The 20,611-nt window shown below is 40.6% G+C and carries 28 protein-coding genes and 1 tRNA gene; 10 read left to right on the top strand and 19 right to left on the bottom strand.

What is annotated here, in order from left to right; genetic code table 11:
• Positions 1 to 43: 43 nt before the first annotated feature.
• From NITUZ_RS04005 to purK, 3 genes are all read right to left on the bottom strand, one after another.
• A complete protein-coding gene (locus NITUZ_RS04005; RefSeq protein WP_048195538.1) occupies positions 44 to 733 on the bottom strand; it encodes an A24 family peptidase C-terminal domain-containing protein in 690 nt (229 codons plus the stop codon).
• A gap of 69 nt (positions 734 to 802) precedes the next feature.
• A complete protein-coding gene (locus tag NITUZ_RS04010; RefSeq protein WP_048195540.1) occupies positions 803 to 1,618 on the bottom strand; it encodes a TrmB family transcriptional regulator in 816 nt (271 codons plus the stop codon).
• Between the two features lie 81 nt (positions 1,619 to 1,699).
• The gene (gene purK / locus NITUZ_RS04015) at positions 1,700 to 2,851 is read right to left on the bottom strand and encodes a 5-(carboxyamino)imidazole ribonucleotide synthase (protein WP_048195542.1); all 1,152 of its coding nucleotides are present in this window, start codon (positions 2,849 to 2,851) and stop codon (positions 1,700 to 1,702) included.
• A gap of 113 nt (positions 2,852 to 2,964) precedes the next feature.
• Between purK and purE the strand changes: the two genes are divergently transcribed.
• Positions 2,965 to 3,537, top strand: a complete 573-nt coding sequence (gene purE, locus NITUZ_RS04020) for a 5-(carboxyamino)imidazole ribonucleotide mutase (RefSeq protein WP_048195547.1) — start codon at positions 2,965 to 2,967, stop codon at positions 3,535 to 3,537.
• Between the two features lie 2 nt (positions 3,538 to 3,539).
• On the opposite strand, the gene ilvA is transcribed toward purE, so the two are convergent.
• Both ilvA and NITUZ_RS04030 read right to left on the bottom strand, forming a co-directional pair.
• Positions 3,540 to 4,748, bottom strand: a complete 1,209-nt coding sequence (gene ilvA, locus NITUZ_RS04025; protein ID WP_048195554.1) for a threonine ammonia-lyase — start codon at positions 4,746 to 4,748, stop codon at positions 3,540 to 3,542.
• A 238-nt stretch (positions 4,749 to 4,986) separates the two neighbouring features.
• Positions 4,987 to 5,826, bottom strand: coding sequence for a hypothetical protein (locus tag NITUZ_RS04030; RefSeq protein WP_048196055.1), 840 nt, complete (start codon positions 5,824 to 5,826; stop codon positions 4,987 to 4,989).
• A gap of 248 nt (positions 5,827 to 6,074) precedes the next feature.
• Between NITUZ_RS04030 and NITUZ_RS04035 the strand changes: the two genes are divergently transcribed.
• The 3 genes from NITUZ_RS04035 (at position 6,075) to NITUZ_RS04045 (ending at position 7,982) form a co-directional block, all read left to right on the top strand.
• Complete coding sequence (locus tag NITUZ_RS04035; protein ID WP_048195557.1) at positions 6,075 to 6,893, top strand: adenylate/guanylate cyclase domain-containing protein; 819 nt, start codon at positions 6,075 to 6,077, stop codon at positions 6,891 to 6,893.
• A gap of 280 nt (positions 6,894 to 7,173) precedes the next feature.
• Positions 7,174 to 7,548 (top strand): hypothetical protein, encoded by a 375-nt coding sequence (locus tag NITUZ_RS04040; RefSeq protein ID WP_052370067.1) that lies wholly within the window; start codon positions 7,174 to 7,176, stop codon positions 7,546 to 7,548.
• 47 nt (positions 7,549 to 7,595) lie between these two features.
• Positions 7,596 to 7,982, top strand: a complete 387-nt coding sequence (locus tag NITUZ_RS04045; RefSeq protein ID WP_048195560.1) for a hypothetical protein — start codon at positions 7,596 to 7,598, stop codon at positions 7,980 to 7,982.
• On the opposite strand, the gene NITUZ_RS04050 is transcribed toward NITUZ_RS04045, so the two are convergent.
• The 6 genes from NITUZ_RS04050 to NITUZ_RS04075 all read right to left on the bottom strand — a co-directional run bounded on the left by NITUZ_RS04050 (position 7,979) and on the right by NITUZ_RS04075 (position 9,952).
• On the bottom strand, positions 7,979 to 8,392 hold the full coding sequence (locus tag NITUZ_RS04050) for a VOC family protein (protein WP_048195562.1): 414 nt from the start codon (positions 8,390 to 8,392) through the stop codon (positions 7,979 to 7,981). The two genes, NITUZ_RS04045 and NITUZ_RS04050, sit on opposite strands and share 4 nt — an antisense overlap.
• Positions 8,393 to 8,423: 31 nt before the next feature.
• Positions 8,424 to 8,642 carry an Lrp/AsnC family transcriptional regulator gene (locus tag NITUZ_RS04055; RefSeq protein WP_048195564.1) on the bottom strand — a complete coding sequence of 73 codons (219 nt, stop codon included), beginning with the start codon at positions 8,640 to 8,642 and terminating at the stop codon, positions 8,424 to 8,426.
• Positions 8,636 to 8,875 (bottom strand): hypothetical protein, encoded by a 240-nt coding sequence (locus tag NITUZ_RS04060; protein WP_048195566.1) that lies wholly within the window; start codon positions 8,873 to 8,875, stop codon positions 8,636 to 8,638. The genes NITUZ_RS04055 and NITUZ_RS04060 overlap by 7 nt, the downstream gene beginning before the upstream one ends.
• A 33-nt stretch (positions 8,876 to 8,908) precedes the next feature.
• Positions 8,909 to 9,130 (bottom strand): hypothetical protein, encoded by a 222-nt coding sequence (locus NITUZ_RS04065; RefSeq protein ID WP_048195568.1) that lies wholly within the window; start codon positions 9,128 to 9,130, stop codon positions 8,909 to 8,911.
• A 129-nt stretch (positions 9,131 to 9,259) separates the two neighbouring features.
• Positions 9,260 to 9,333, bottom strand: a tRNA-Phe gene (locus NITUZ_RS04070).
• 82 nt (positions 9,334 to 9,415) lie between these two features.
• The gene (locus NITUZ_RS04075) at positions 9,416 to 9,952 is read right to left on the bottom strand and encodes a cob(I)yrinic acid a,c-diamide adenosyltransferase (RefSeq protein WP_048195570.1); all 537 of its coding nucleotides are present in this window, start codon (positions 9,950 to 9,952) and stop codon (positions 9,416 to 9,418) included.
• A gap of 77 nt (positions 9,953 to 10,029) precedes the next feature.
• On the opposite strand from NITUZ_RS04075, the gene NITUZ_RS10265 reads away from it, so the two are divergent.
• The 4 genes from NITUZ_RS10265 (at position 10,030) to NITUZ_RS04090 (ending at position 11,284) form a co-directional block, all read left to right on the top strand.
• Positions 10,030 to 10,152 (top strand): DUF2225 domain-containing protein, encoded by a 123-nt coding sequence (locus tag NITUZ_RS10265; protein ID WP_239654956.1) that lies wholly within the window; start codon positions 10,030 to 10,032, stop codon positions 10,150 to 10,152.
• Positions 10,127 to 10,669 (top strand): HD domain-containing protein, encoded by a 543-nt coding sequence (locus NITUZ_RS04080; protein WP_244443802.1) that lies wholly within the window; start codon positions 10,127 to 10,129, stop codon positions 10,667 to 10,669. Before NITUZ_RS10265 ends, NITUZ_RS04080 begins: the two co-directional genes overlap by 26 nt.
• 32 nt (positions 10,670 to 10,701) lie before the next feature.
• Positions 10,702 to 10,932 (top strand): hypothetical protein, encoded by a 231-nt coding sequence (locus NITUZ_RS04085; protein ID WP_048195572.1) that lies wholly within the window; start codon positions 10,702 to 10,704, stop codon positions 10,930 to 10,932.
• Positions 10,933 to 11,005: 73 nt separating this feature from the next.
• Complete coding sequence (locus tag NITUZ_RS04090; RefSeq protein ID WP_048195573.1) at positions 11,006 to 11,284, top strand: hypothetical protein; 279 nt, start codon at positions 11,006 to 11,008, stop codon at positions 11,282 to 11,284.
• A gap of 12 nt (positions 11,285 to 11,296) precedes the next feature.
• Here NITUZ_RS04090 and NITUZ_RS04095 read toward each other — a convergent pair whose 3' ends face one another.
• On the bottom strand, positions 11,297 to 11,767 hold the full coding sequence (locus NITUZ_RS04095; RefSeq protein ID WP_048195575.1) for a VOC family protein: 471 nt from the start codon (positions 11,765 to 11,767) through the stop codon (positions 11,297 to 11,299).
• 32 nt (positions 11,768 to 11,799) lie between these two features.
• Positions 11,800 to 12,099, bottom strand: coding sequence for a hypothetical protein (locus NITUZ_RS04100; RefSeq protein ID WP_052370088.1), 300 nt, complete (start codon positions 12,097 to 12,099; stop codon positions 11,800 to 11,802).
• 74 nt (positions 12,100 to 12,173) lie between these two features.
• Here NITUZ_RS04100 and NITUZ_RS04105 point away from each other — a divergent pair, with 74 nt between their 5' ends.
• Positions 12,174 to 12,521 (top strand): hypothetical protein, encoded by a 348-nt coding sequence (locus NITUZ_RS04105; protein WP_048195584.1) that lies wholly within the window; start codon positions 12,174 to 12,176, stop codon positions 12,519 to 12,521.
• Positions 12,522 to 12,592: 71 nt separating this feature from the next.
• On the top strand, positions 12,593 to 13,816 hold the full coding sequence (locus NITUZ_RS04110; protein ID WP_048195590.1) for an ornithine cyclodeaminase, nickel-pincer nucleotide-dependent: 1,224 nt from the start codon (positions 12,593 to 12,595) through the stop codon (positions 13,814 to 13,816).
• Here the strand turns inward: NITUZ_RS04110 and NITUZ_RS04115 are convergent.
• From NITUZ_RS04115 to aspS, 6 genes are all read right to left on the bottom strand, one after another.
• Positions 13,805 to 15,667 carry an AMP-binding protein gene (locus tag NITUZ_RS04115; protein ID WP_244443803.1) on the bottom strand — a complete coding sequence of 621 codons (1,863 nt, stop codon included), beginning with the start codon at positions 15,665 to 15,667 and terminating at the stop codon, positions 13,805 to 13,807. The genes NITUZ_RS04110 and NITUZ_RS04115 overlap by 12 nt on opposite strands.
• Before the next feature lie 101 nt (positions 15,668 to 15,768).
• The gene (locus tag NITUZ_RS04120) at positions 15,769 to 16,041 is read right to left on the bottom strand and encodes a hypothetical protein (protein WP_052370068.1); all 273 of its coding nucleotides are present in this window, start codon (positions 16,039 to 16,041) and stop codon (positions 15,769 to 15,771) included.
• A complete protein-coding gene (gene gatB / locus NITUZ_RS04125) occupies positions 16,038 to 17,441 on the bottom strand; it encodes an Asp-tRNA(Asn)/Glu-tRNA(Gln) amidotransferase subunit GatB (RefSeq protein ID WP_048195594.1) in 1,404 nt (467 codons plus the stop codon). The genes NITUZ_RS04120 and gatB overlap by 4 nt, the downstream gene beginning before the upstream one ends.
• Positions 17,438 to 18,886, bottom strand: coding sequence for an Asp-tRNA(Asn)/Glu-tRNA(Gln) amidotransferase subunit GatA (gatA, locus tag NITUZ_RS04130; RefSeq protein ID WP_048195600.1), 1,449 nt, complete (start codon positions 18,884 to 18,886; stop codon positions 17,438 to 17,440). The genes gatB and gatA overlap by 4 nt, the downstream gene beginning before the upstream one ends.
• Position 18,887: 1 nt before the next feature.
• Positions 18,888 to 19,154, bottom strand: a complete 267-nt coding sequence (locus NITUZ_RS04135) for an Asp-tRNA(Asn)/Glu-tRNA(Gln) amidotransferase subunit GatC (RefSeq protein ID WP_048195602.1) — start codon at positions 19,152 to 19,154, stop codon at positions 18,888 to 18,890.
• Between the two features lie 9 nt (positions 19,155 to 19,163).
• A complete protein-coding gene (gene aspS, locus NITUZ_RS04140) occupies positions 19,164 to 20,474 on the bottom strand; it encodes an aspartate--tRNA(Asn) ligase (protein ID WP_048196063.1) in 1,311 nt (436 codons plus the stop codon).
• Between the last annotated feature and the right edge of the window lie 137 nt (positions 20,475 to 20,611).

Below are 20,611 nucleotides of genomic sequence, written 5' to 3' on the forward strand. Positions count from 1 at the left end.
TTGTGTTTGTCATTATCAAACAAACCAAATTTGTAAAACAATATCAGAAAATACCAAAAACGGTTGCCAGTATGTCGCCAAAAACTAGTTGCACAACAAATCCTGCGGCAATAAATATCATGTATGGTATGCCCGGTGTGATCCACGTATCCTTTTTTTCGCAAAATTGGGTCGATTCCGCATGCTGAATGGACAGCTTTAGTTTTTTCTTTTTACCTTGCATTCTTTCAATAGAGAATCCGAATTTTGGGTTTGCAGCCCTGTATCCTATGAACATTGCAAATATCTTTCTTGCCTTGGTTTCTTCAAATCCGTCAAAGATATTGCGTTTTGAGGCAAGAAGTATGGTGTTTCTAACTGCATTAACTAACATTGGTACTATGGATAATAACACGGCATTTGTCAGTGTGGTAAATGGTGTAACGGTTCCTTCGAAAACTGTCATACCTGGCGCAATGACTGCAAGCGCGATTAGAGCAAAGGCGTCTGCACCACCAAAAAGGCCCACTCTCCATATTATGAGCGCAATAGGTGCAACGATCAGAGCAATTCCGACTTTGAACAGGTCTTCTGTAATGTCTACTGAAAATATCAACATGATTGCTCCGGCAGCTCCGAAGATTATCCATACAATATCGCTTATCTCACGTTTTTTAATATCTGATGATGTCGCAATGCCTAGCATCACAAGCGCAATCGTAACTCTGATAAAATCAATAGACTGGTCCAGCATGTATGTGGTTTTCTCTGAATTTATTTAACGACAAGCTTGAATGCCCTACCTGAACATTGATGCATGACATCATTTTGACATTTTTTTCAGCTGCTCAATTACGCGTGAACGCTTCCATAGGTGCTCACACAAACTGTACATGTTTTCCACCATTTCTGCAGAGTTACTATCGAGCACAGAATCGCTATCATCGTTCATGTCCATGGTTTCATTTATTCCTCCGGACATTATCAAGTGCTTGCCCTCCTCTACTATCATCCTGCTTTTTGATGGAAGTTTTCCTACTCTTATCTCGGTTGCGCCAAGCTTGGATATTATTGACAGCATGCTTGCATCGTCACTGTCAGTGACTATACGTATTTCGCCGCCCTCGCCTTTACAAATTTTTATCTTTTCAGGAATAGAAGTATGATACATCCTAACTAGATCTTTTGCAGTAGTAACAATGTAGATAATGGAATTTGATTCTTGTATTATCTTACCAATTTTCGAGTATATGTTGTGCCTGCCCTGAATGACTGATACTGATGCTGCACTTACTTGGTCTGTATTTCTTGTTATTTCCTTGAGGTCGTCTGCAAGCTTGTTCGCAATTTTTTGCATAGTTATGAATTCGTTTTCTTTTCGTTGAATTATGTTGGTTAGAGCATCAAGAGGTGGAACCGGCTTACAAATCACAGGATTGCTAAGTGTCGTTGTTATGAGTCCAATACTTCTTAACTTTTCAAGTGAGCGGTATGCCTTTCCTCGTTCGACATCCATCTTGGCAGCCAGATTGCCGACAGACAGGGGTCCAATCTGCAACAAACCAATGTACAGCTTGGCATCTATTTCTTCAAGATCAAAATGCTTTAGCATGGTAATAAGGTCGTCACGAGTATGCAATTCCTACAACTTGATTGCAGATCTAGTATATTAGCTTGTTTTGCTTCAGAAACCTTCTTGTCAAAATTTTATGGCTATGCCTTATGCTGGCATTACTACAATCTTTGTTTTTATCGCTTCTATTTCTTTTAATAGGCCGTCGATTCCTTTCTTCCTGTCTTGGTCAACCAAATTAAAATGTCCGAGTTTTCTTTGTGGTTTTGATTCCGCTTTTCCATACATTTTCAAATGCATGTTCTCAATATGTAGATCTGGAATTTTGTATCTTCCAGTTATGTTGTCAGGACCCAAGATATTGTACATTATTGTGGGATAAAGCAAAGTCGTCTCACCCAACTCAAGACCGAGTATTGCTCGCAGATGCTGCTCAAACTGCGATGTTTTTGATGATTGAAGTGTATGATGTCCAGAATTGTGAACTCGCGGAGCAATCTCGTTTATCAATATCTTGTCATTTCTAGTGACAAACATCTCTATACCAAACACTCCTGCACCATGAAGTACTTCCATGGTCTTTTTTGCTACCTTGTCTGCCCTCTGTGCAACATCTGAGGAGACTCTTGCAGGCGCTATTGTCATTCGTAGTATGTTATTTTCATGTATGTTCTCAACTACCGGATAGGTTGCAATCTCTCCTGATGTATTTCTTGCTGCAATGACTGATACTTCCATTTTAAAATCAACGAATTTTTCTAGCATCATGGTTTTTCCGATAAATCCATTGTATGCTCTTTCCATATCTGCCTCGGATCTGATCTTGTAGTTTCCCCTGCCATCATAAGCATCTCTTCTTGCTTTTAGCAGTGCCGGATATCCAAATCCTGTAATCTTCTTTCTTAGCTCGTCAAGTGAATCTATTGAAACAAACTCTGTGACTGGAATTCCGTTTTCCTGCAAAAATGATTTTTGTAAAAATTTGTCTTGAATTATTCTTAGCGTTTCTGGGGATGGGTTGATGCTAGTTTTCTCTTCTGCTTTTTTTAAAATTCCGCTATCGCCTGACTCTATCTCGTATGTGAGTATGTCGACCTTTGATGCTAGCTCCATTATGGCTTCTGGGTTTTTAAAATCCGCAACAATCTGTTCTGCCCCAACTTGAACTGCAGAGCAGTTGGGTGTTGGATCAAGCACGATTACTTTGCTTATGTACTGAGGCATCTTTTTTGCAGCCTCAGTCAGCATCATTCCAAGCTGTCCTCCGCCTATTATGCCCAGAATCTTGGTCAACACCATTCAAACAAAAAATGGGCTACAAATAGTTAATTTTCCACGCATATCCATACATTTTGACCTCTTGCAGGCTTTCCCTCGATATTGTTAAAAGCAGCATTTTGTTTTTGAAATCTATGGTTCCAAAAAAGCCGTTAGTAGGAATAATCATGGGATCAAGCTCTGATAGTAAGGTGATGCATAGTGCGGCCCAGATTCTTGATGATTTTGGAATCTTACATGATGATCAGATAGTATCAGCACACCGCACACCTACAAAACTTGAAGAATATGCAAAATATGCGGAAAAAAATGGACTCAAAGTTATAATCGCTGGTGCTGGCGGCTCTGCACACCTGCCTGGCATGATTGCAGCCCACACGGTGATCCCAGTGGTCGGTGTTCCAATCATGGTGTATAACGATAAATCAGAAAAGAAATCGGAGCGTTTCAAGTTTTCTGCATTCGGTGGTATGGATTCACTTCTATCGATAGTAGAGATGCCGAATGGATCCCCTGTGGCAACAGTTGGAATAAACAAAGCGGCAAACGCAGGACTATACGCATTAAAAATTCTAGGCAGCGAATACCCTGAAATTAGAATCAAGTTGAAAAAATTCAAAGAAAGACAACATCAAGCAGTGATCTCAGAATCAAACGAGATGAAAAAGACAGGCCTTGTAAAATTTGTGCAGAAAAAATTTAGATAACACTATGGCATGATTTTGAACTGGATGTTTTTTGCCTTCAAATGTGATATTAGTCTTTGAGCGTGTTCTTTTCCTTCTGTTTCAAGACTTAGTGTAACGCCTGCTGTTCCAGCATCTATGTTCGAGCTTAGTCTGTCATGAACCACTTCTACTATGTTTACACTGAGTGATGCAATTTCATCTACCACTTCTTTGAGGGCTCCAGGCTTGTCTTTTAGCAATATGAATATTCTTATCATCCTAGTCATGGCAGCCAATCCTTTTGCCACTATTTGTCCCAAAAGATACATGTCTACGTTTCCTCCACCGAGAATTGGAACTACCTTCTTGCTTGGTGATGGCTTTACATCAAGCAGATATGCCAGTGTTACTGCACCTGCAGGTTCAACTACCATCTTGGCTCGTTCCATTAACAAAAACATAGTCTTGACTATCTGTGTATCGTCTACCAAAACTATGTCATCGATTAGATCGTTAATTATCTTGAATGTAAGTCGACCTGGAGTTTTTACTGCGATTCCATCCGCTATTGTTCTCGTACCTTTCACTGCCTGCAGTCTTCCGGCCTTTAGTGAATTGCGCATGGCAGGAAACCCTTTTGACTCCACTCCTATTACCTTGATTTTTGGATTACGTTTTTTTACTGCAAGCAAGATCCCAGCTGCAAGACCGCCGCCTCCTATGGGAACATATATCTCATCTACATCTGGCAAGTCTTCTAAAATCTCAAGTCCAATTGCCCCATTTGCAGCGATGATCTGAGGATCATCAAACGCGTGAATTATTTTGGCTCCTGTTTTCTTTGAGATCTCTTGGGCTTTCAACCAAGATTCATCGTAGTTTATGCCTTGGAGTAAGACCTTAGCACCATACCCCCTAGTTGCAGCAACTTTTGCTGGTGATGCTGTGATTGGCATAACTATCGTGCACGGTATCTTTTCAAGCTTTGATGCATAAGCAACACCCTGTGCATGGTTACCAGCAGATGCCGCAATGACACCATTTTTTTTCTCTTCATTGGAAAGTGATTTTATTTTTGCATATGCGCCTCTCAGCTTAAATGATCCTGTTTTTTGTTGAAATTCTGCTTTTAGGTAAACATGAGAGCCTGACATTCTACTGAACGTTTCACTGTAATGTAGTGGCGTCTTTCTGACCACCTTGCCATACGAACCTCTGTTTTTTACAATATCATCGTATGTAGGAGTCATTAGAATTGATCGCAGCCAGTCAACTATTTAATTTCTTGTGTAAATCCTGCATGAATTTTGTCATTTTATGACTAATTTGTGTAAGAAATTCACACACTTGGATAACCTTAAATATATTGACGATGATCGTACATAATTAGTCAAAGGGTCCGTTCTCCCCTTGAACTAGAGTCACTTTAGTTCGCGGTCCTTTGACTATTTTTGTTATTTTCTTTACATAACAGAATATAAAAATTTCCTAGGTTGACAGTGTTTTGATTATTTCATCCAGTGAATCAAGTATTTCATGCTTTGTTTTTTCAGGTACTCTTCTTGGCTCAAATATTGCCACTCTTGTATTTTTTTTTAGAAAATCAAGATCGAATGTACATATACAGCCTTCTTCGCCTGTTACCAGTCTATTCTCATCGATTAGAACAGACGTGGTCTGATATGTCTCGACCAGCAAACTGTCAAGCTCGTTGAAGAGCTCAACCTTTCGCCGTTCCTTTGCTTTAAAATCAAAATCGGTCTTGCTGCTGACTTCTTGACCGATCTGCTCACGAAATCCATCTTCATTGAATAGGATTTCGAATAACTTTTGCTCATCAATGTCTTTATATCCAATTGCTTCGAGCCTTTCTCTTATTATGCTGTCAGTTAGGTCTGCAAGCTCTTTTTCCTTGGTTTTGGTACCGTCCAAAAGGTCTGCAAGCTCTTTTTGTATCTTTGGCACTTTGCTGTCTGGTTTGTAATAAAGCAATGCGTGATATTGTAACGACATGTGCCAGAGAAGCAGATAGTTTCCAATCCTTTTTTCCAGCTTGACGAATACACGCCGAAGGTCCTCTTCCGCAGTACGTGAGACGCCATCTGATTCCCAGTCTTTCATTGTCTTGAGAATCCATTCGTAAAACTCTCCAGTCTTTGAGGGATCAAAAGTAGTCTGATCTATGATGCTTGTGTCTCCTAGCATTACCTTGGTCTTAATTGGCTCTGTAAGTGACTCTATACGCTTTTGAAATAATTTGCTTATTTTATCTGATTTTTCAGCCAAAGCACCAAAAAAGTCATCGGCCGTCTTGGTTCCAAGTCGCACAAAAGCCACCCGTAGTTGAGCCTAAAAATCCTAATGCCGGGCAGATTTTATACCGAATTTAGGCAGGATTTACTCTAATTTCTTAAATACAAAACAGGCGTATGATACTTGATATGTCTATACGAAGAATTCTTTGCACAATTTGCAAGGTCGAAGTAGTTCAGTATTACGACGATGCTTATAAAGGCAGGCGTGCAAAGTGTCCTGTCTGCGATGTCAGTTTTCCCCTAGATTAGGTGTTTGATAAAATGAGTGATACTAAAAACAATCCTAGCCAGAATGATAGTTTACCAGAAAAACAAACCAAGACAAAAAAAGACTATGGAATAATAGACATGATGCTCAGCCAGCCGACTCAGAGGGTGGTTGACTCGGAAACTTTGATCAAGCAAACCCAGAACCGTGTATGGAGAGCGCTAAAGAGTGGATACGAATATTCTCCAGCCGCAGACGAATCAGACAAATTTCTAAGAAAACACGTCTCATCTAGAATGAAGATGGTTGTACTATATGTTGACCTTGTCGGCTCTACAAATATCGCGCTAGAGTTACCCGAAGACAAAGTTGCAATAATTATCACATGTTTTGCGCAAGAGATGGCGTCTACAATACGTCAGCATAGCGGTTATGTGCTCAAATTTGTAGGCGATGCCGTGATAGGATACTTTCCTGCCGAGGAAAACCAGCTTGCCCCTGCAGACAATGCCGTACTTTGCGGCAAGTCAATGATATCGGTAATACAGAAAGGAATCAACCCAATCCTTAATCAGTATGATTATCCTGATCTTGCAATCAAGGTAGGTATTGATTATGGAGAAAATATGATAGTCAGATATGGCTCCGATGCACAAAAATCACACGTAGACATATTGGGGCCAACAATGAATATAGCTGCAAAGATACAGAATATGGCAAAACCAAATCAGATATTGATAGGAGATGAGGTGTATACGAGAATACATCCATCAATACAATCTACATTTGAGAAAGTGGTCTGGAAGAATAATGAATGGAAATACCGACGCTCAACAGGTGATCTGTATCCAGTCTACGCATATGTGGATTAAACCGTGAACTTGTCTGGACATTCTATGTGCTCATAATGGTGGTCGGTGAATTTTTCTTGCACAACATACATGACAATTTTATGCAACTCGCCGACATTGATGCATTTTTTGCATTTTACGCAATGCTTCAGGTCTAATCCAATCATACTTGATTTCGATCGCTGATCGCTATAAGGATCAGCGATCAGCTCAATTTGATAAAAAATGACTCTGACTTTACAAACCAGTATATTTTAGGCACAAGGCTAAGGCACAAATACTCTTGCACAATACTGTCTGTATGGACCCTACAGAGATGAAGGCATTTATGGACATGCATGGTTACCCATTTGGGTTTGGGCTATTTGGATTTCATAGATATCCTCCATCTGCAGGTATATCGCAAGGTATGGCATCTCATCCTGCCAAGTTAAAGGAGAAAATACTCAAAGAAAATCCATTGTTTTCTGCAAGACTAAACGACTTTGGCAGAATGTATCTGCGGCATGCATCAAGTCTCTTTGATATGAACTCTTCAGTGTTTCCTCCAGGCCACCCAATGTATGACAACAGAGTCGACATAACTGTGGCCGAAGAAAATGAAAAGCTCAAAAGAGAGAATCTTGAGTTGAGAAAGCGCCTAGAACAGATAACAAAAGGCAAGAGCCACGTCTGAGATTACAAATCAAAAACTCTTTTAACTTTTGTTTACATCACTTAGTGATGAGTAAAACTCCTGAGCAAAAGTGGAGAGACACAGTAGTTCAATACCGCAAGAAGTGCCAGATGATACTTGAGGTTTCAAAATCGGTCCGTTATGCTGGCGTGATAAACGAATACGGAAGAACACTTACTGGAATAATACGTCCCGGGCTTTTACCGTTCTTAAAACAAGAAGATGCAAAAAACGAGTTTTTCATTATTTCCAATCTAATTACATTAAGACAGTCCCAATCGCGAGCTCTTGGTCCTTTTGAACATGCAACAATCCAGCATAAAAAAGCAACCATTATCTGCATTCCTGATTCAAAAGTAGTCTATTACATATCAGTAGAGCCGAAAACAAAGTCTTTGGATGAAATAATTAGAAAAGTGAAGGGAATTATCTAGGCTGGAGTAAACCCGTGATATCCAGTAGTTTGTTGGTCTTTATCAGCAAATGATGGCTCGAACAGCGAGATCATGTATTCGTCTGGATCCAACACTATTGCGTTTTTGCCAGCTTCTCTTTCTACTACGTCACGATATATGACGACGCCTTTTGATTTCAGCTCCTCTATTGCGGATTTGACATCGCCAACTACGAAACCAATGACTATGCCATTCTCAAGTGAGTTTCCTATATGTTTTGCAGTTAGCGAGGCAGGATGTAGACTGATTGCTGCTCCGCTCTGGCCTAAATCTACCCATGTCCTCCTCTGATTCCTTATTGGAAGCCCAAGTATGTTGTGGTAGAATTCTACCGATTTGTCCAAGTCTTTTACTGCCAGAATTACATTTCCAACTCGTTTTATATTCACATGATGATTATGTGCTACACTGTTAAATGCTTTATTGTAGTTCTACCATGGTTTCTGTCCGTTCTACACCCGGTATATTTTGGATTTTTGTTGTGATTTGGCGAATTTCAGATAGATCCTGAACATTGATTAAAGCCACCGCGTCAAATTGACCGCTTACTGGAAATGAATTATACACAAAAGGCAGCTTGCCAAGCTTTGCAGCAATAAGCCTTTTTGGAGATTTTACCAAGACTATTGCTTTTACCATCCCATGTTTACCTCCACTTCTATTAGAGTCTCGGTGCTTACAATGTCCTTGATCTTTTTAAAATCAATAACCATATTGTTTATTTCATCAATCGAGCCATGGAGGAGAACGCAGATGTCGGCCCTGCCCGTTACCGGCATGATCTCTTTGAGCAGCTTACGCTTTTTCCTTAATGCTTCCAGTACTCTGTCAGTCTTTCCGGGCTTTATATTGATAAGACATAATGCCTGCATTACATAGTAATGGTTGTTTTTGCGGATAAATCTTTAGTCTTCCACTTCTTGAGATCTTGCTTCTTCTAGGTATGCCTTTCTGGCTTCAAGCTCGGCTTCCTTGTCTTCTTGAATCTGTTCATCTATTATGACGATACCATCATCAGCAAAGCTTTCACTAGATTTTTTGCTTTTTGATTTTTTTTCTTTAGTTTGCTTTTTCTGGGTTGATTTTTTCTTATCGTCTTTTTTTGATTTTGCTTCTTTTTTTGCCAAGTGACTTTCTCATGAGGATATTATCATGTATTAAAATATTACTTATCATGACGATTTTCTGTGTTTTGGACAAATAATGACATTGGCATCACTCGAGATCTGATAAGACTTGCATAATAAAATAAAATGTGCCAAGGGTGGGACTTGAATCCACGACAGCTCGGTCTTCAGCCGAGTGCTCTCCCAGGCTGAGCTACCTTGGCTCGATTTTTTTCTAAGTGAGGAGTTAAAGTGTCTTTTGGTATGCTTGTCATAAGGGCTGGCGAGCTACTACCGTGTTGCGGTTTACGGTCTCCATATTGTATCTGGCGTACCGTTCCGTTTGTTTATTACTCGCGCAAGTACGAATAGCAGGTCAGATAGGCGATTAAGATATTTCTGACAATTCTGATTAAGGTCCGTATGCTGTGATAGTTCTACTACCTCAGTTTCAGCTCTTCGTGTTATTGTTCTTGCAAGATGGACAAAGGCTGCAGTTCTGTGCCCTCCGGGAAGTATAAAGTTGGTAAGCGGGGCAAGCTCGCTTTCAAATTTGTCTATGTCAGATTCCAGTCTTATAACCATCTCGGATGTAACTCTTGTCCTAGAATCGGCAAGGTTGGGATTTGAAAGATCAGAACCTGCTACGAATAGCTCATTTTGTATTCTTGTTAGTAATGTTGTAATGTCAGATTCTGTTCCAGATGCAAGAATTATGCCAAGACATGAATTGATCTCATCAACTGAACCATATGCACGTATGCGTAAATCTGATTTTAGTACACGTTCTCCCCCTTGGAGTCCAGTTGTGCCGTCATCTCCAGTCTTTGTATATATTTTCAAGTATGCATGTTTGAGTCCCCAGTTTAATTGATTTTTCGGTACGATTGGTTTAATAGATTCTCAATACCAGCTTAACTATGAGCAAAGTATCGTGTCCATATTGCGATTCAGAATTCTCCACCAAAGAAGAACTCTCAAAACATATAGACAGAATTCATCATGGTTCGGGATTACTTGAGGGCGACACAAGAAAATACTGATCCTGCCAAATTCTTCAATGCCGTTCTGAAACTAAAAACAATCAAGCGTCAAGGTTGGAAAGACAGGCTGGCCATGAAGAATCCGGAATCCGTGGCAGAGCATTGTTTTGCAATGTCAGCAATCGCAATGGCAATAGCCGACGAGGAGAATCTTGATACGCTCAAAATAGTCAAGATGACGATATTGCATGATCTTGCCGAATCCATTGTAGGAGATCTGACTCCAAATCAAGTAACAAAGCCAGAAAAAATTCGACTTGAAAATGACGCTATGAAAAAAATCCTCAAAACTCTTCCGCAAAAGTTACAAAAAGATTACTGGCAACTGTGGCAAGAATACCAAAAGAAAACCACAAAAGAATCAGTATTTGTGCATCGCATAGACAAGCTTGAGATGGCACTACAGGCAAAAGTATATGCAAAAATATATTCAAAGAAAAAACTGCAACCATTTTTCGAATCGGCAAGGAGTGAAATCTCAGGCAGTACGCTTGCCAGATTCATTCCAGATTTGTAAGATTTACAAGCTTCTATCCTGTTATAGTCTTAATGTCGCATGAAAAAGATGATCTCATTCGTGCCCAAAACGAGCTGATAGGAGTACTGTTTGAGATAATAAAACGCCTTCAGGCAAACAACAATCTGGATGAGGAATATTTTCAGATAGTTGCAAGTGAGCAGAAAAGGGAATCTGAGAAGAGGCGACTGGATGAAATTCTTGAGCAAAGAAAGGAAAACAGTCAGATAATATCAAAATTACTGGAAAAAATACAAACATAGGTTGATTCGGTCTGTATTTGTATTTCCATATTTGGCAGATTGGATTTTTATAACTGTGGTCTGAGTTTTTAGCATGGTAAAATCAACAACATCGCCAAAAAGTAAGAAAAGTATCACGCTGGAAAAAGAAATTGAAACCAAGGTAAGAAAAATCCAAGCGCGTCTGATCGAAAAAACTGATCAGAATTGGAGTCTTTCAACAGTGCTGAACATACTGATTACAGGTGGCCTAATGCAAACAAAGAAAATGACTTCAAGTGACTGGCAAAAAATAGCTACGTTAGTAGAAAACAAGACAATCAACTTTGATGACTCACTCATCAACGACTTTACAAAAAAGATATCAAGCTAGCCTCAAAGTCGTTTACTGACACACGTGCTTGAATACCTCAGCCCCGACTTTTCTTATTTCATCCACACTCATATCCTTTTTATGAGTTGCAATCGTCCATGCATGTCCGAAAGGATCGATTATGCTTCCACATCTGTCCCCCCAAAAGGCATCCATTATTGGCATTATAGGTATCGCCCCTGCCGCAACTGCCTTTCCAAACACATCGTCTGAATTTTCAACATACAAGTATATTGCACTACCAGTACCTCCTATGGTCTTTGGAGAATTGCAGTTCATATGCGGTATTTCGTCATTTAGCATAAGAATAGAGTCTCCTATTTTGAGATCTGCATGCATGATGGTTTTTCCATCTGGTCCGACAAATCGGTGAATCTCTTGAGCCGAAAATACACTCTTGTAGAATTCTATTGCTTTTGAAGCATCCTTTACAGTTAGACTCGCAGTTATGGTGGAAAAACCATCTGGAATAGATTTTGTCATTCTAGTACTAGTTCTTTTTTTATTTTAAGCGTTTATCCACATCCACATTCGTCATCAGATAACATCTTTAGCTTGGCCGGTCTTTGTTGGAATCGCGTCTGTATGTAATGGGAGATATTGGTTATGCGAATTATTGTAGGCTTATGCGTCCACGTTCCCTCATTTTCAAGCCATGACTCTATTTCGTTTACGTCGTACCATTCTCCCTGCTCAAGTATTTTGTTAAAGATACCACGTATTAGCTGCTCATCGTTTTCAGAAAGCAGTTTTTTGTTTTGTATTTGCGTTGTTATTTCGTTAAGGTGCATTATGACATTGTTTGACAGTGGCACATACACCGTCAATCCTGTGAATATAATAATTTGACCACGCCAGATTTTAATAATCAGTTTTCGGATCTGATCTAATGCAGTATTTTCAAGCATTAAAGCTGGGGCAAAAACGAGTCGCCGCATCGCGCGAATATCTCAACAAAATAACCAACAATAGAGCAATGCCTGCACTAGCATTACGTGACACCAAATCATCCACATGGGAACCGGTCGGTGAGGAAAACTATTACGCCATTGTGGATGAATCAAGCGGGTTTGTACTTACTGATACAAGCGGCTACATTGTCTCGCTCTGTGATAAAGACGGATTTTCGAAAACGATTGTACAGGGGGTGACAAAAGAACAAAAGGACATGCTTGTGAGCCAGTTCCAAAAGGACGGCATTCCGGAATTCAAAGGCAAGGTCATCCTTCCAGTGTGAACGAACTCAAACACGTGTCAAATATTCTACATGCAACAGATTTTAAGAACTAGATAGGAAATAACCTTGCAATGAAATATTCATCTGAAATCGAAGTTAGTGGACACCTGATTGATTCTATGATACTTACAAAGATATTTGATGTCGTGATGGACTTGGGAGGAGAATTTGAGGTACTTGACATCAAAGTTGGTAAGAAGAAAAAAGACTCTAGTTACGCAAGACTGCAAATTCAAGGAAAAGATCAAAAACACCTTGACAAAATATTAGAACACGTATACCGTGTTGGCGCTACGCCTACCGTGGGAAAACAGGTGGTGCTCAAAGCTGCCCCAAAGGACATGGTGATGCCAGAGAATTTTTACAGTACTACCAACAATACCACTCAGATATTTCTTAACGGCAAGTGGGTAAACGTAGATGGAATGATGATGGACAAGTGCATAGTAGTAAAAAACGGCAAGGCAATGTGCACTCCAATTCGCGAAGTAAAAAAAGGTGATATGATAGTTGTCGGAGAAACAGGCGTGAAAATAATTCCGCCTGAAAGACCGAGGGAAGGATCTAATGTATTTGAATTCATGGGAAGTAGCAGTTCTAGTGAGCGCCCGACACAGCATATTGCAAAAAAAGTTGCACAGGATATCTACAAAACAAAAAAAGAAAACGGGAAGATAGTGATAGTAGGTGGGCCTGCAATAGTACATACTGGGGCAGCCGACTCTGTTGCAGAATTAATCCGTCTTGGATACATTGATGGCGTTTTAGCAGGCAACGCACTTGCTGTGCACGATATAGAGTATGCTACACTTGGAACCTCGCTTGGAATGAACGTGCATGATGGCTCTCTTGCAGTCAAAGGGCATAGAAACCACATGGAGGCAATCAATTCTGTTTTCAGAGCAGGCTCAATTGCGAATATGGTGAGAACTAAAAAACTACGAAAGGGGATAATGTATGAATGTGTTAAAAGAAAGGTGCCTTTCGTGCTTGCCGGCTCTATCCGTGATGACGGACCTCTACCAGATGTGATAACGGATACTGCAGTTGCCCAGAAAAAATACAAGGAAATACTCAAAGACGCAAAGATGGTAATAATGGTCTCAACAATGCTTCATTCAATAGCCACAGGAAACATGATTCCTGCAAACGTCAAGGTAATAGTAGTTGATATCAACCAGCCGACTGTAACCAAACTAATGGATAGGGGTACGTGGCAGGCACTTGGAATAGTAACTGATGTTGGGGCATTTTTGCCGCTTGTCGCCCAGGAAATTAAAAAACTAGGACGCTAAAGTAGGAACCTCATCCAAGATACCCGGATTCTCAAGCGGCGATATATCTCCAAGTGGTAGTCCGAGAAGCTTGGCTCTCAAAACTCGCCTCATTATTTTACCTGTTCTTGTTTTTGGCAAATCCGATACGAGTAAGACAATCTTTGGTCTTGCTATTTTTCCTATCTTGCTTGCAATAACTTCGGATATCTCATTCTGAATCCGCATGTTTGATGGATCTTTTACAACTGCAAACACCGTTATTGATTCTCCAGTTATTTCGTCTGGAATTGACACTACGGCAGCATCACTTACCAAGTGATGTGAAATTGCACATTCTTCTATTTCGACCGTACTTAACCTGTGTCCAGAAACATTGATCACATCGTCTACTCGCCCATACATGTACCACAGGCCATCTTCATCAACAAGAACATAGTCGCCGTGGAACCAGACATCACCATACTGACTCCAATATGTTTGAAGATATCTCCGGTTATCATTTAGCAGGCCCCTTGTCATTGCAGGCCATGGTGATTTTACTACAAGAAATCCTTTAACGCCGCGTACTGAATTGCCTTTCTCATCAATTACATCAAGATGAAATCCTGGACAAGGCATACCTACTGTAGTTGGTTTTAGTTTCATGCCTGGCAAGACAGATAACATCGCGCCTCCGATCTCAGTGCCTCCTGCCAAATTCATGATTGGTATCCTTTTTTTTCCAACTTTTTCGTAAAGCCACCACCACGAATCCTCATCTATTGGCTCCCCAGTAGTCGGGATATTTTTTAATGTATCAATCTTGAATTGATCTGGCTGAACGCCGTACTTTCTAAACATTCTGACGGCAGTTGGCGAGGTACCAAAAACGGTTACACAATACTTTTGTATGATTTCAAATAATCGATGTGGAACCGGCCAATCTATTGCACCATCATAGATGATTGCAGTGGCCCCTACGATTAAAAGGCCATATACATTCCATGTTTGGCCTGTTATCCAGCCAATATCTGCAGGCCAAAAAAGCGTGTCTGTCTCTTTGAGGTCAATCAGATAGGCTGCCTGGTGTCCTGCGTACACTGAAAAGCCGCCATGCGTGTGTATGACACCTTTTGGCTTGCCAGTAGTACCCGACGTATACAAGATAAAAAGAGGATCTTCAGAGTCCATGATTTCAGCATCGCATGATTCAGATTCTTCCAAGACAAGTTTTGAATAATCAAGTATATTGTACGCGTATTCATATCTGTCAATATTTTTGTACGGCACTACGATCAAATGTTCTACTGAGGTATTCTTGACTGCCTCACTTACTATTTCCTGTTGTGAGATGTTTTTCCCCTTTCGTGCGAATCCGTCAGTAGTGAAAAGCACTTTGGCGTTACAGTCTTGCAATCTGATTCGTAGAGAATCAGTACTGTATCCTGAAAAAATTACAGTTTGCACAGCACCAATCTTTGCACTTGCCAAAATTGCCAAAATTGCCTCAAATATCATCGGCATGTATATTGCAACTACATCGCCTTTTCTTACACCAATTTTTTTTAACGCGTTTGCAAGCTTGTTAGTCTGTACTTCTAGCTCTTTATACGTAATACTCTTTTCATTACCGTCTTCTGATACAAAATAATATGCAATTTTATCGGGAGATTTTTTTGCAAATTTTGATACTGTGGAATTTATGATGTTCGTCTTTCCATCAACAAACCATTTTGCAAACGGTTTGCCATCTCTTGCATCATAAATTGTGTGGTATTTTTTTTCCCAGACAATACCGACATCCTCATTTACAGCGTCCCAATACCAGCCTACATCAAACGAAGATTTTTTTTGCAAATCCTCAAGCGAGGTAATTCCGTGCTTTTTCATGAATCGATATATGTTAGACTCTTCAAATTGACTTTTTGTCGGAACAAACACAAAATATGACAAGCGATCACTTCTATACTGTAATTGCATTTAAATGAATTTTAACTGATATCAATTCCAAGTCTTCTTGCACATGCTATTGCTGACTTTCCATCATCTTCTGTAATTCCGGCGTTTGTGAACTTTTCAGTCCATGATTTCTTTGCATTTTGAGTATTCTCAATATAGTATTGGCGCAAAATATCAGATATTTTATGTCTGATTTCGTGCCTGATTTTTGGCAGTTCTGCACTCTCAAGCCATGCAAATTCTGGCAATTTGCACATTATGCGAGCAATCTCTGCCTCATCAGCGTCAATGTCAAACTTGCTCATATCGTGCCGATTTTTTCTTTAAGCAGTTTCAGTGTGGTTGCAGGATCCGCTTTTCCTTTGGTTTTTTGCATGACTTTGCCGACAAGATAGTTTATCGTCTGCGGGTTTTCAACTGCCTGTTGTGCGGCAATTGGTTCCTCTAGTATTACCTGTTCGATTATCTTTTTGAGCTCGGATTCATCGGATATTTTTCCTAGTCCCACATCGGAGACAATATCGCTTGCAGGCCTACCGGTTTTGACCATTTCTTGTAATGCTGATTTTGCTGACGTTCTTGTGATCTTACCGCCACGGATTAGATTTACAAGGTCGGAGAGATGTTTTGCAGTTATCTTTGACCGTTCTTTTTTTTCACGTGTATCGACAAGACCCATAAGATCGGTTGTGATCAGATTTGCTACTTCTTTTGCGTTTGACTCATCATGCGCATCTTCAAACAGGTCAGAGTAGTACTTGTCTGAAGCTAGTACGTCAGCTACTTGCGGTGGTATGGCGTATTTTGTGATGTATCTGTGCTTCTTTGAGCTTATACTTTCCGGCATTTTTCGTTTCCATGACTCAATCAAGTTTTTGTCCATTACGACCCACGGTATGTCTCCTTCTAACACATAACGATAGTCTTCATCCTCTTCTTTTGTTCTTGAAGATATTGTTATCTTTCTCCTATCATCCCAGTGCCTTGTTTCCTGTATGATTGGGATGTTTCTTTCTTTAAGGCTTTCCTGCCGTGTCAGCTCAAAATGGATTGCCTTTTCCAAATCGTAAAATGAGCCAATATTCTTTACTTCAACTCTTGAGCCGCCTTCAATTGACACATTTGCATCAGCTCGCATTGCGCCCTCGAGCGTAGGATCCGATACACCAAGATTTGCAAGTAGGTCAGATAATATATTCAAAAATATGCGCACCTGTCTTGGATTCTCAAAATCAGGCTCGGTGACTATCTCAACAAGCGGTGTTCCTGCCCTGTTGTAATCTACAAGCGTGATTGCGGTTCTCTCTGATGCACCCTCATAGATGAGCCTACCTGGGTCTTCTTCAAGCTGTATCCTTCTTATGCGTATTTCCTTGCCCTCTATGTCTATTTTCCCCTTTTCTCCTATGCTTGTAGGACCGTACATGTTAAGCTGTGTGATCTGAAAGTTTTTTGGCAAATCTGGATAAAAGTAGTTTTTTCTGAAAAATCCAAGCCTTGCGGGAGTGCTGCAATTTAGTGCAAGAGCTATCATCGTTGCTTTTTCGACAGCCTTTTTGTTGAGCCTTGGAAGCGTACCTGGCAATCCCATGCACACAGGACAGATGTTCGTGTTCGGCTCAAATTCTCTATAGTTTGCCTTGCATGTACAAAACAACTTGCTTGCAAGATTGGTAAGCTGGCAGTGAATCTCAAGTCCTATCATAATGGAGCCTCCGGCAGGTCAGTTACACTTTCCAACGCATATGCAGCATGTAGAAGCTGTTTTTCCTGCAATCTGTTTGCATGAATTTGTATTCCTATTGGAAGTCCGTTGCTGATCTCAAACGGTACTGAGATGGCAGGTATTCCAGTCAGGTTTGCAGTTATTGTGTTGATATCTGCCAGGTACATCGCAAGAGGATCATCTATCTTTTCGCCAAATTTGAATGGAAGTATTGGGACTGTAGGTGAAATTAGATAATCAAATTTCTCAAACGCTGCGTTAATCTGTTTTGTCAGCTTACTTTTTACCTTTAGTGCCTTAAGGAGATATTTTCCAGCAAAACCTGCAGATGGCACGAATCCGCCAAGAATCATCCTTCGCGTAACTTCAGGCCCAAATTGCTTGCGGGCCTTTGCTATGTATGATTTGTATTCATATCCTTCCATGTCAAGATCGTATCCATATCTTAGGTTGTCGTACCTTGAAAGGTTGCTTCCTGCCTCGGCTGCAGTAAGGACATAGTATGTAGCGACTGTAAACTGCACCATGTCAAGTGATGTCTCCTCTATCTTACAACCAAGTCCTTCAAACTCTGATACTGCACGCCAGAATGCGGACTCTACACTCTTCTCAAGGCCTTCTGATGCGCACATTTCCTTAATTATTCCGATTTTTTTTCCTTTAATTCCTACTTCGAGCCCCTCAAGATAGTCCTGACTCCTTCCTGCAATTGTAGTGTTATCGTTTGGATCATTTCCGGCAATGTGGTTTAGGACAAGCGCTACATCCTTGACTGTCTTTCCCATAGGTCCTATCTGCTCTATGCTGTTTGCATACGATACAAGGCCGTACCTGCTAACAAGTCCATAGGTGGGTTTGAGACCTACAATCGAGCAAAAACTGGCAGGGTTTCTCACCGAACCGCCAGTATCTGAGCCAAGAGACACAACACATTCATTTGCTGCAACAGAGACTGCCGAGCCACCTGATGAGCCGCCAGGAACGCAATCGGTATTCCACGGGTTTCTACTGGGTCCAAACGCCGAAAATTCAGTAGCAACACCCATGGCAAACTCGTCAAGATTTGTCTTGCCAATTATTATTGCATCTTGCTCTTTTAGTTTTGATACTACAGTTGCATCATATGGTGAAACATAATCCTGCAACATCTTTGATGCACATGTGGTCTTACCACCTCTAACGCATATGTTATCTTTGATTGAAATTGGCATCCCGTAGAGCGAGCCAATCGCGTCTCCTGATTTTATCTTCTTATCAATTTGTCTTGCCTGTTCCAATGCGTTCTGATTTACTGAAAGAAATGCGTGAAGAACCGCATCATGCTTTGATATGTGATCCAGCGTCTTTCCTATGAATTCTTCTACCGTGAAGCTCCCATTCTTTACGCCCTCGATGTATTCTATGGCAGATATGGCCAGGTTCAACTCAGTTCATCTTTGGAGCTCTGATGTAACGTCCCTTGTAATTTTTCAGCTGGTCGATAAGCCTAGAGTCAAAAGGCACATGTATATCATCTCTTAATTCGTCCACTGTGACCTCCTGCACTGCTATTTCCTCATCTTTTATGTCTGCCTTGTCAAGATTATCAAAATAATTTAGAATCTTTTGTATTCTATCAAAATGCTGTCCTGGATCATCTACATCGATTCTCATCAGCTTTACTATGTGTTCTATTTCCTCTTTTGTAACCACTCAAACCACCTACGGTGTCAGCCTATCAACATCCCTTGGGTAAAATGTCGCGTCTCTTATGTTTTCAGTGCCTGTAAGTGACATAATCAGTCGCTCAAGGCCTATTCCGCAGCCTGCGTGAGGTGGCATCCCGTAGTCAAACGCCCGAAGGTGGTACTCGAATGCGTCTATTTTCAGCCCCTTGTTCTTCATGCGTTCCTCAAGCTCTGCGCGTTTTTCTACCCTGGTACTACCTGAGGAGAGCTCAAGATCGCCGAACATAAGATCAAACGATTCTGAAATTTTGGGGTCGCTCTTACTCATTTTCACATAGAATGGTTTCGGTCCTATTGGCCAGTCTTTGATAAAGTAAAAACCGCTCAGGCCAATTTTTTTCAGGTTTGAAGGGTACAAGTCATCTCCCCATTCTGTCTTGGCTCCAACTTTTTGCATTTTATCAACTAACTCAGAATACGTGTACTGTGGAATTTTATCTGGCATGTTTACGGTGATAAATTCAGAATCAGTGTTTTCTTTGAAGTAATCATTTACTGTTTTTATTGAAATTTTGATCAAATCCTCGATACGTTTCATTATATCATTGTAATCGACATACGCTTCCTCGACGTCTATTGATATTGCTTCGGCAAGGTGTCTGTTGGTTCTTGATGGCTCTGCCCTAAAAATCGGCGCAATTTCAAACACTTTCTCAAAACTCATTGTCAGCTGTTCCTTGTAAAGCTGCGGTGATTGCGCAAGAAATGCTTCTTTGTTGTAATAAAATATTGGAAACAGTGCAGCACCACCTTCGGTTGCAGTGGCAATCATTTTCGGAGTGTTGATTTCAAGAAATCCGTTCTCGTAAAAGTAATTCCTGATTGCTTGTAAGATTTTACTTCTTGCCTTGAATATGTGTTGCAATGATTTGCGCTTAAGATCAATCGGTCTTACTTCCAGTCGTGTGTCTATGTTTTTGACGGTTTTTGCGTATGGTTCAAATGGCGGTATTTTTTCCACTTCTGAAAAAACGCGGATCTCTTTTGGTATTATTTCGATTCCTCTTGGTGCCTTTTCCGAGGGCTTTACCGTACCCTTTATTCCAACTGATGAGTGTGCTTTTAGGCGTGAAATCTTTTCGCGAACTTCGTCAGGACAGCTTCCAGCTTTTGCAAGAACTTGGATTTCCCCCTCTTTGTCTTTTAGCATCATGAACGAGATGTTGCCGTGCCCTCTTACGCTCAGGACCCATCCCATCACGGTAACATCCGAGTCGGCCATCTGAGGTGAAAGACGATCAGAATAGTGTGTTCTGCGCCAATCTCCAAGTTCGGTCTCAATCATGACAGTATTTTGGTTCATCACCATGTATTTAATTTAATCAAGCCTGCTTGCGTCTGTAATCAAATCTAAAAATATGGTAATCAGCCCGGTGCAATAACATCGGGACTGATTACGCGTGTGTCCGAGATCATCGTTGA

Source organism: Candidatus Nitrosotenuis uzonensis, assembly GCF_000723185.1.
Lineage (GTDB): Archaea > Thermoproteota > Nitrososphaeria > Nitrososphaerales > Nitrosopumilaceae > Nitrosotenuis > Nitrosotenuis uzonensis.

Coding starts and splice junctions, on each gene's coding strand:
- NITUZ_RS04005 (WP_048195538.1), bottom strand. CDS start 733: ATGCTGGACCAGTCTATTGATTTTATCAGAGTTACGATTGCGCTTGTG.
- purK (WP_048195542.1), bottom strand. CDS start 2,851: ATGGTGTTGACCAAGATTCTGGGCATAATAGGCGGAGGACAGCTTGGA.
- purE (WP_048195547.1), top strand. CDS start 2,965: ATGGTTCCAAAAAAGCCGTTAGTAGGAATAATCATGGGATCAAGCTCT.
- ilvA (WP_048195554.1), bottom strand. CDS start 4,748: ATGACTCCTACATACGATGATATTGTAAAAAACAGAGGTTCGTATGGC.
- NITUZ_RS04035 (WP_048195557.1), top strand. CDS start 6,075: ATGAGTGATACTAAAAACAATCCTAGCCAGAATGATAGTTTACCAGAA.
- NITUZ_RS04040 (WP_052370067.1), top strand. CDS start 7,174: ATGGACCCTACAGAGATGAAGGCATTTATGGACATGCATGGTTACCCA.
- NITUZ_RS04045 (WP_048195560.1), top strand. CDS start 7,596: ATGAGTAAAACTCCTGAGCAAAAGTGGAGAGACACAGTAGTTCAATAC.
- NITUZ_RS04055 (WP_048195564.1), bottom strand. CDS start 8,642: ATGGTAAAAGCAATAGTCTTGGTAAAATCTCCAAAAAGGCTTATTGCT.
- NITUZ_RS04060 (WP_048195566.1), bottom strand. CDS start 8,875: ATGCAGGCATTATGTCTTATCAATATAAAGCCCGGAAAGACTGACAGA.
- NITUZ_RS10265 (WP_239654956.1), top strand. CDS start 10,030: ATGAGCAAAGTATCGTGTCCATATTGCGATTCAGAATTCTCCACCAAA.
- NITUZ_RS04085 (WP_048195572.1), top strand. CDS start 10,702: ATGTCGCATGAAAAAGATGATCTCATTCGTGCCCAAAACGAGCTGATA.
- NITUZ_RS04090 (WP_048195573.1), top strand. CDS start 11,006: ATGGTAAAATCAACAACATCGCCAAAAAGTAAGAAAAGTATCACGCTG.
- NITUZ_RS04095 (WP_048195575.1), bottom strand. CDS start 11,767: ATGACAAAATCTATTCCAGATGGTTTTTCCACCATAACTGCGAGTCTA.
- NITUZ_RS04105 (WP_048195584.1), top strand. CDS start 12,174: ATGCAGTATTTTCAAGCATTAAAGCTGGGGCAAAAACGAGTCGCCGCA.
- NITUZ_RS04110 (WP_048195590.1), top strand. CDS start 12,593: ATGAAATATTCATCTGAAATCGAAGTTAGTGGACACCTGATTGATTCT.
- NITUZ_RS04115 (WP_244443803.1), bottom strand. CDS start 15,667: ATGAAAAAGCACGGAATTACCTCGCTTGAGGATTTGCAAAAAAAATCT.
- NITUZ_RS04120 (WP_052370068.1), bottom strand. CDS start 16,041: ATGAGCAAGTTTGACATTGACGCTGATGAGGCAGAGATTGCTCGCATA.
- gatB (WP_048195594.1), bottom strand. CDS start 17,441: ATGATAGGACTTGAGATTCACTGCCAGCTTACCAATCTTGCAAGCAAG.
- aspS (WP_048196063.1), bottom strand. CDS start 20,474: ATGATTGAGACCGAACTTGGAGATTGGCGCAGAACACACTATTCTGAT.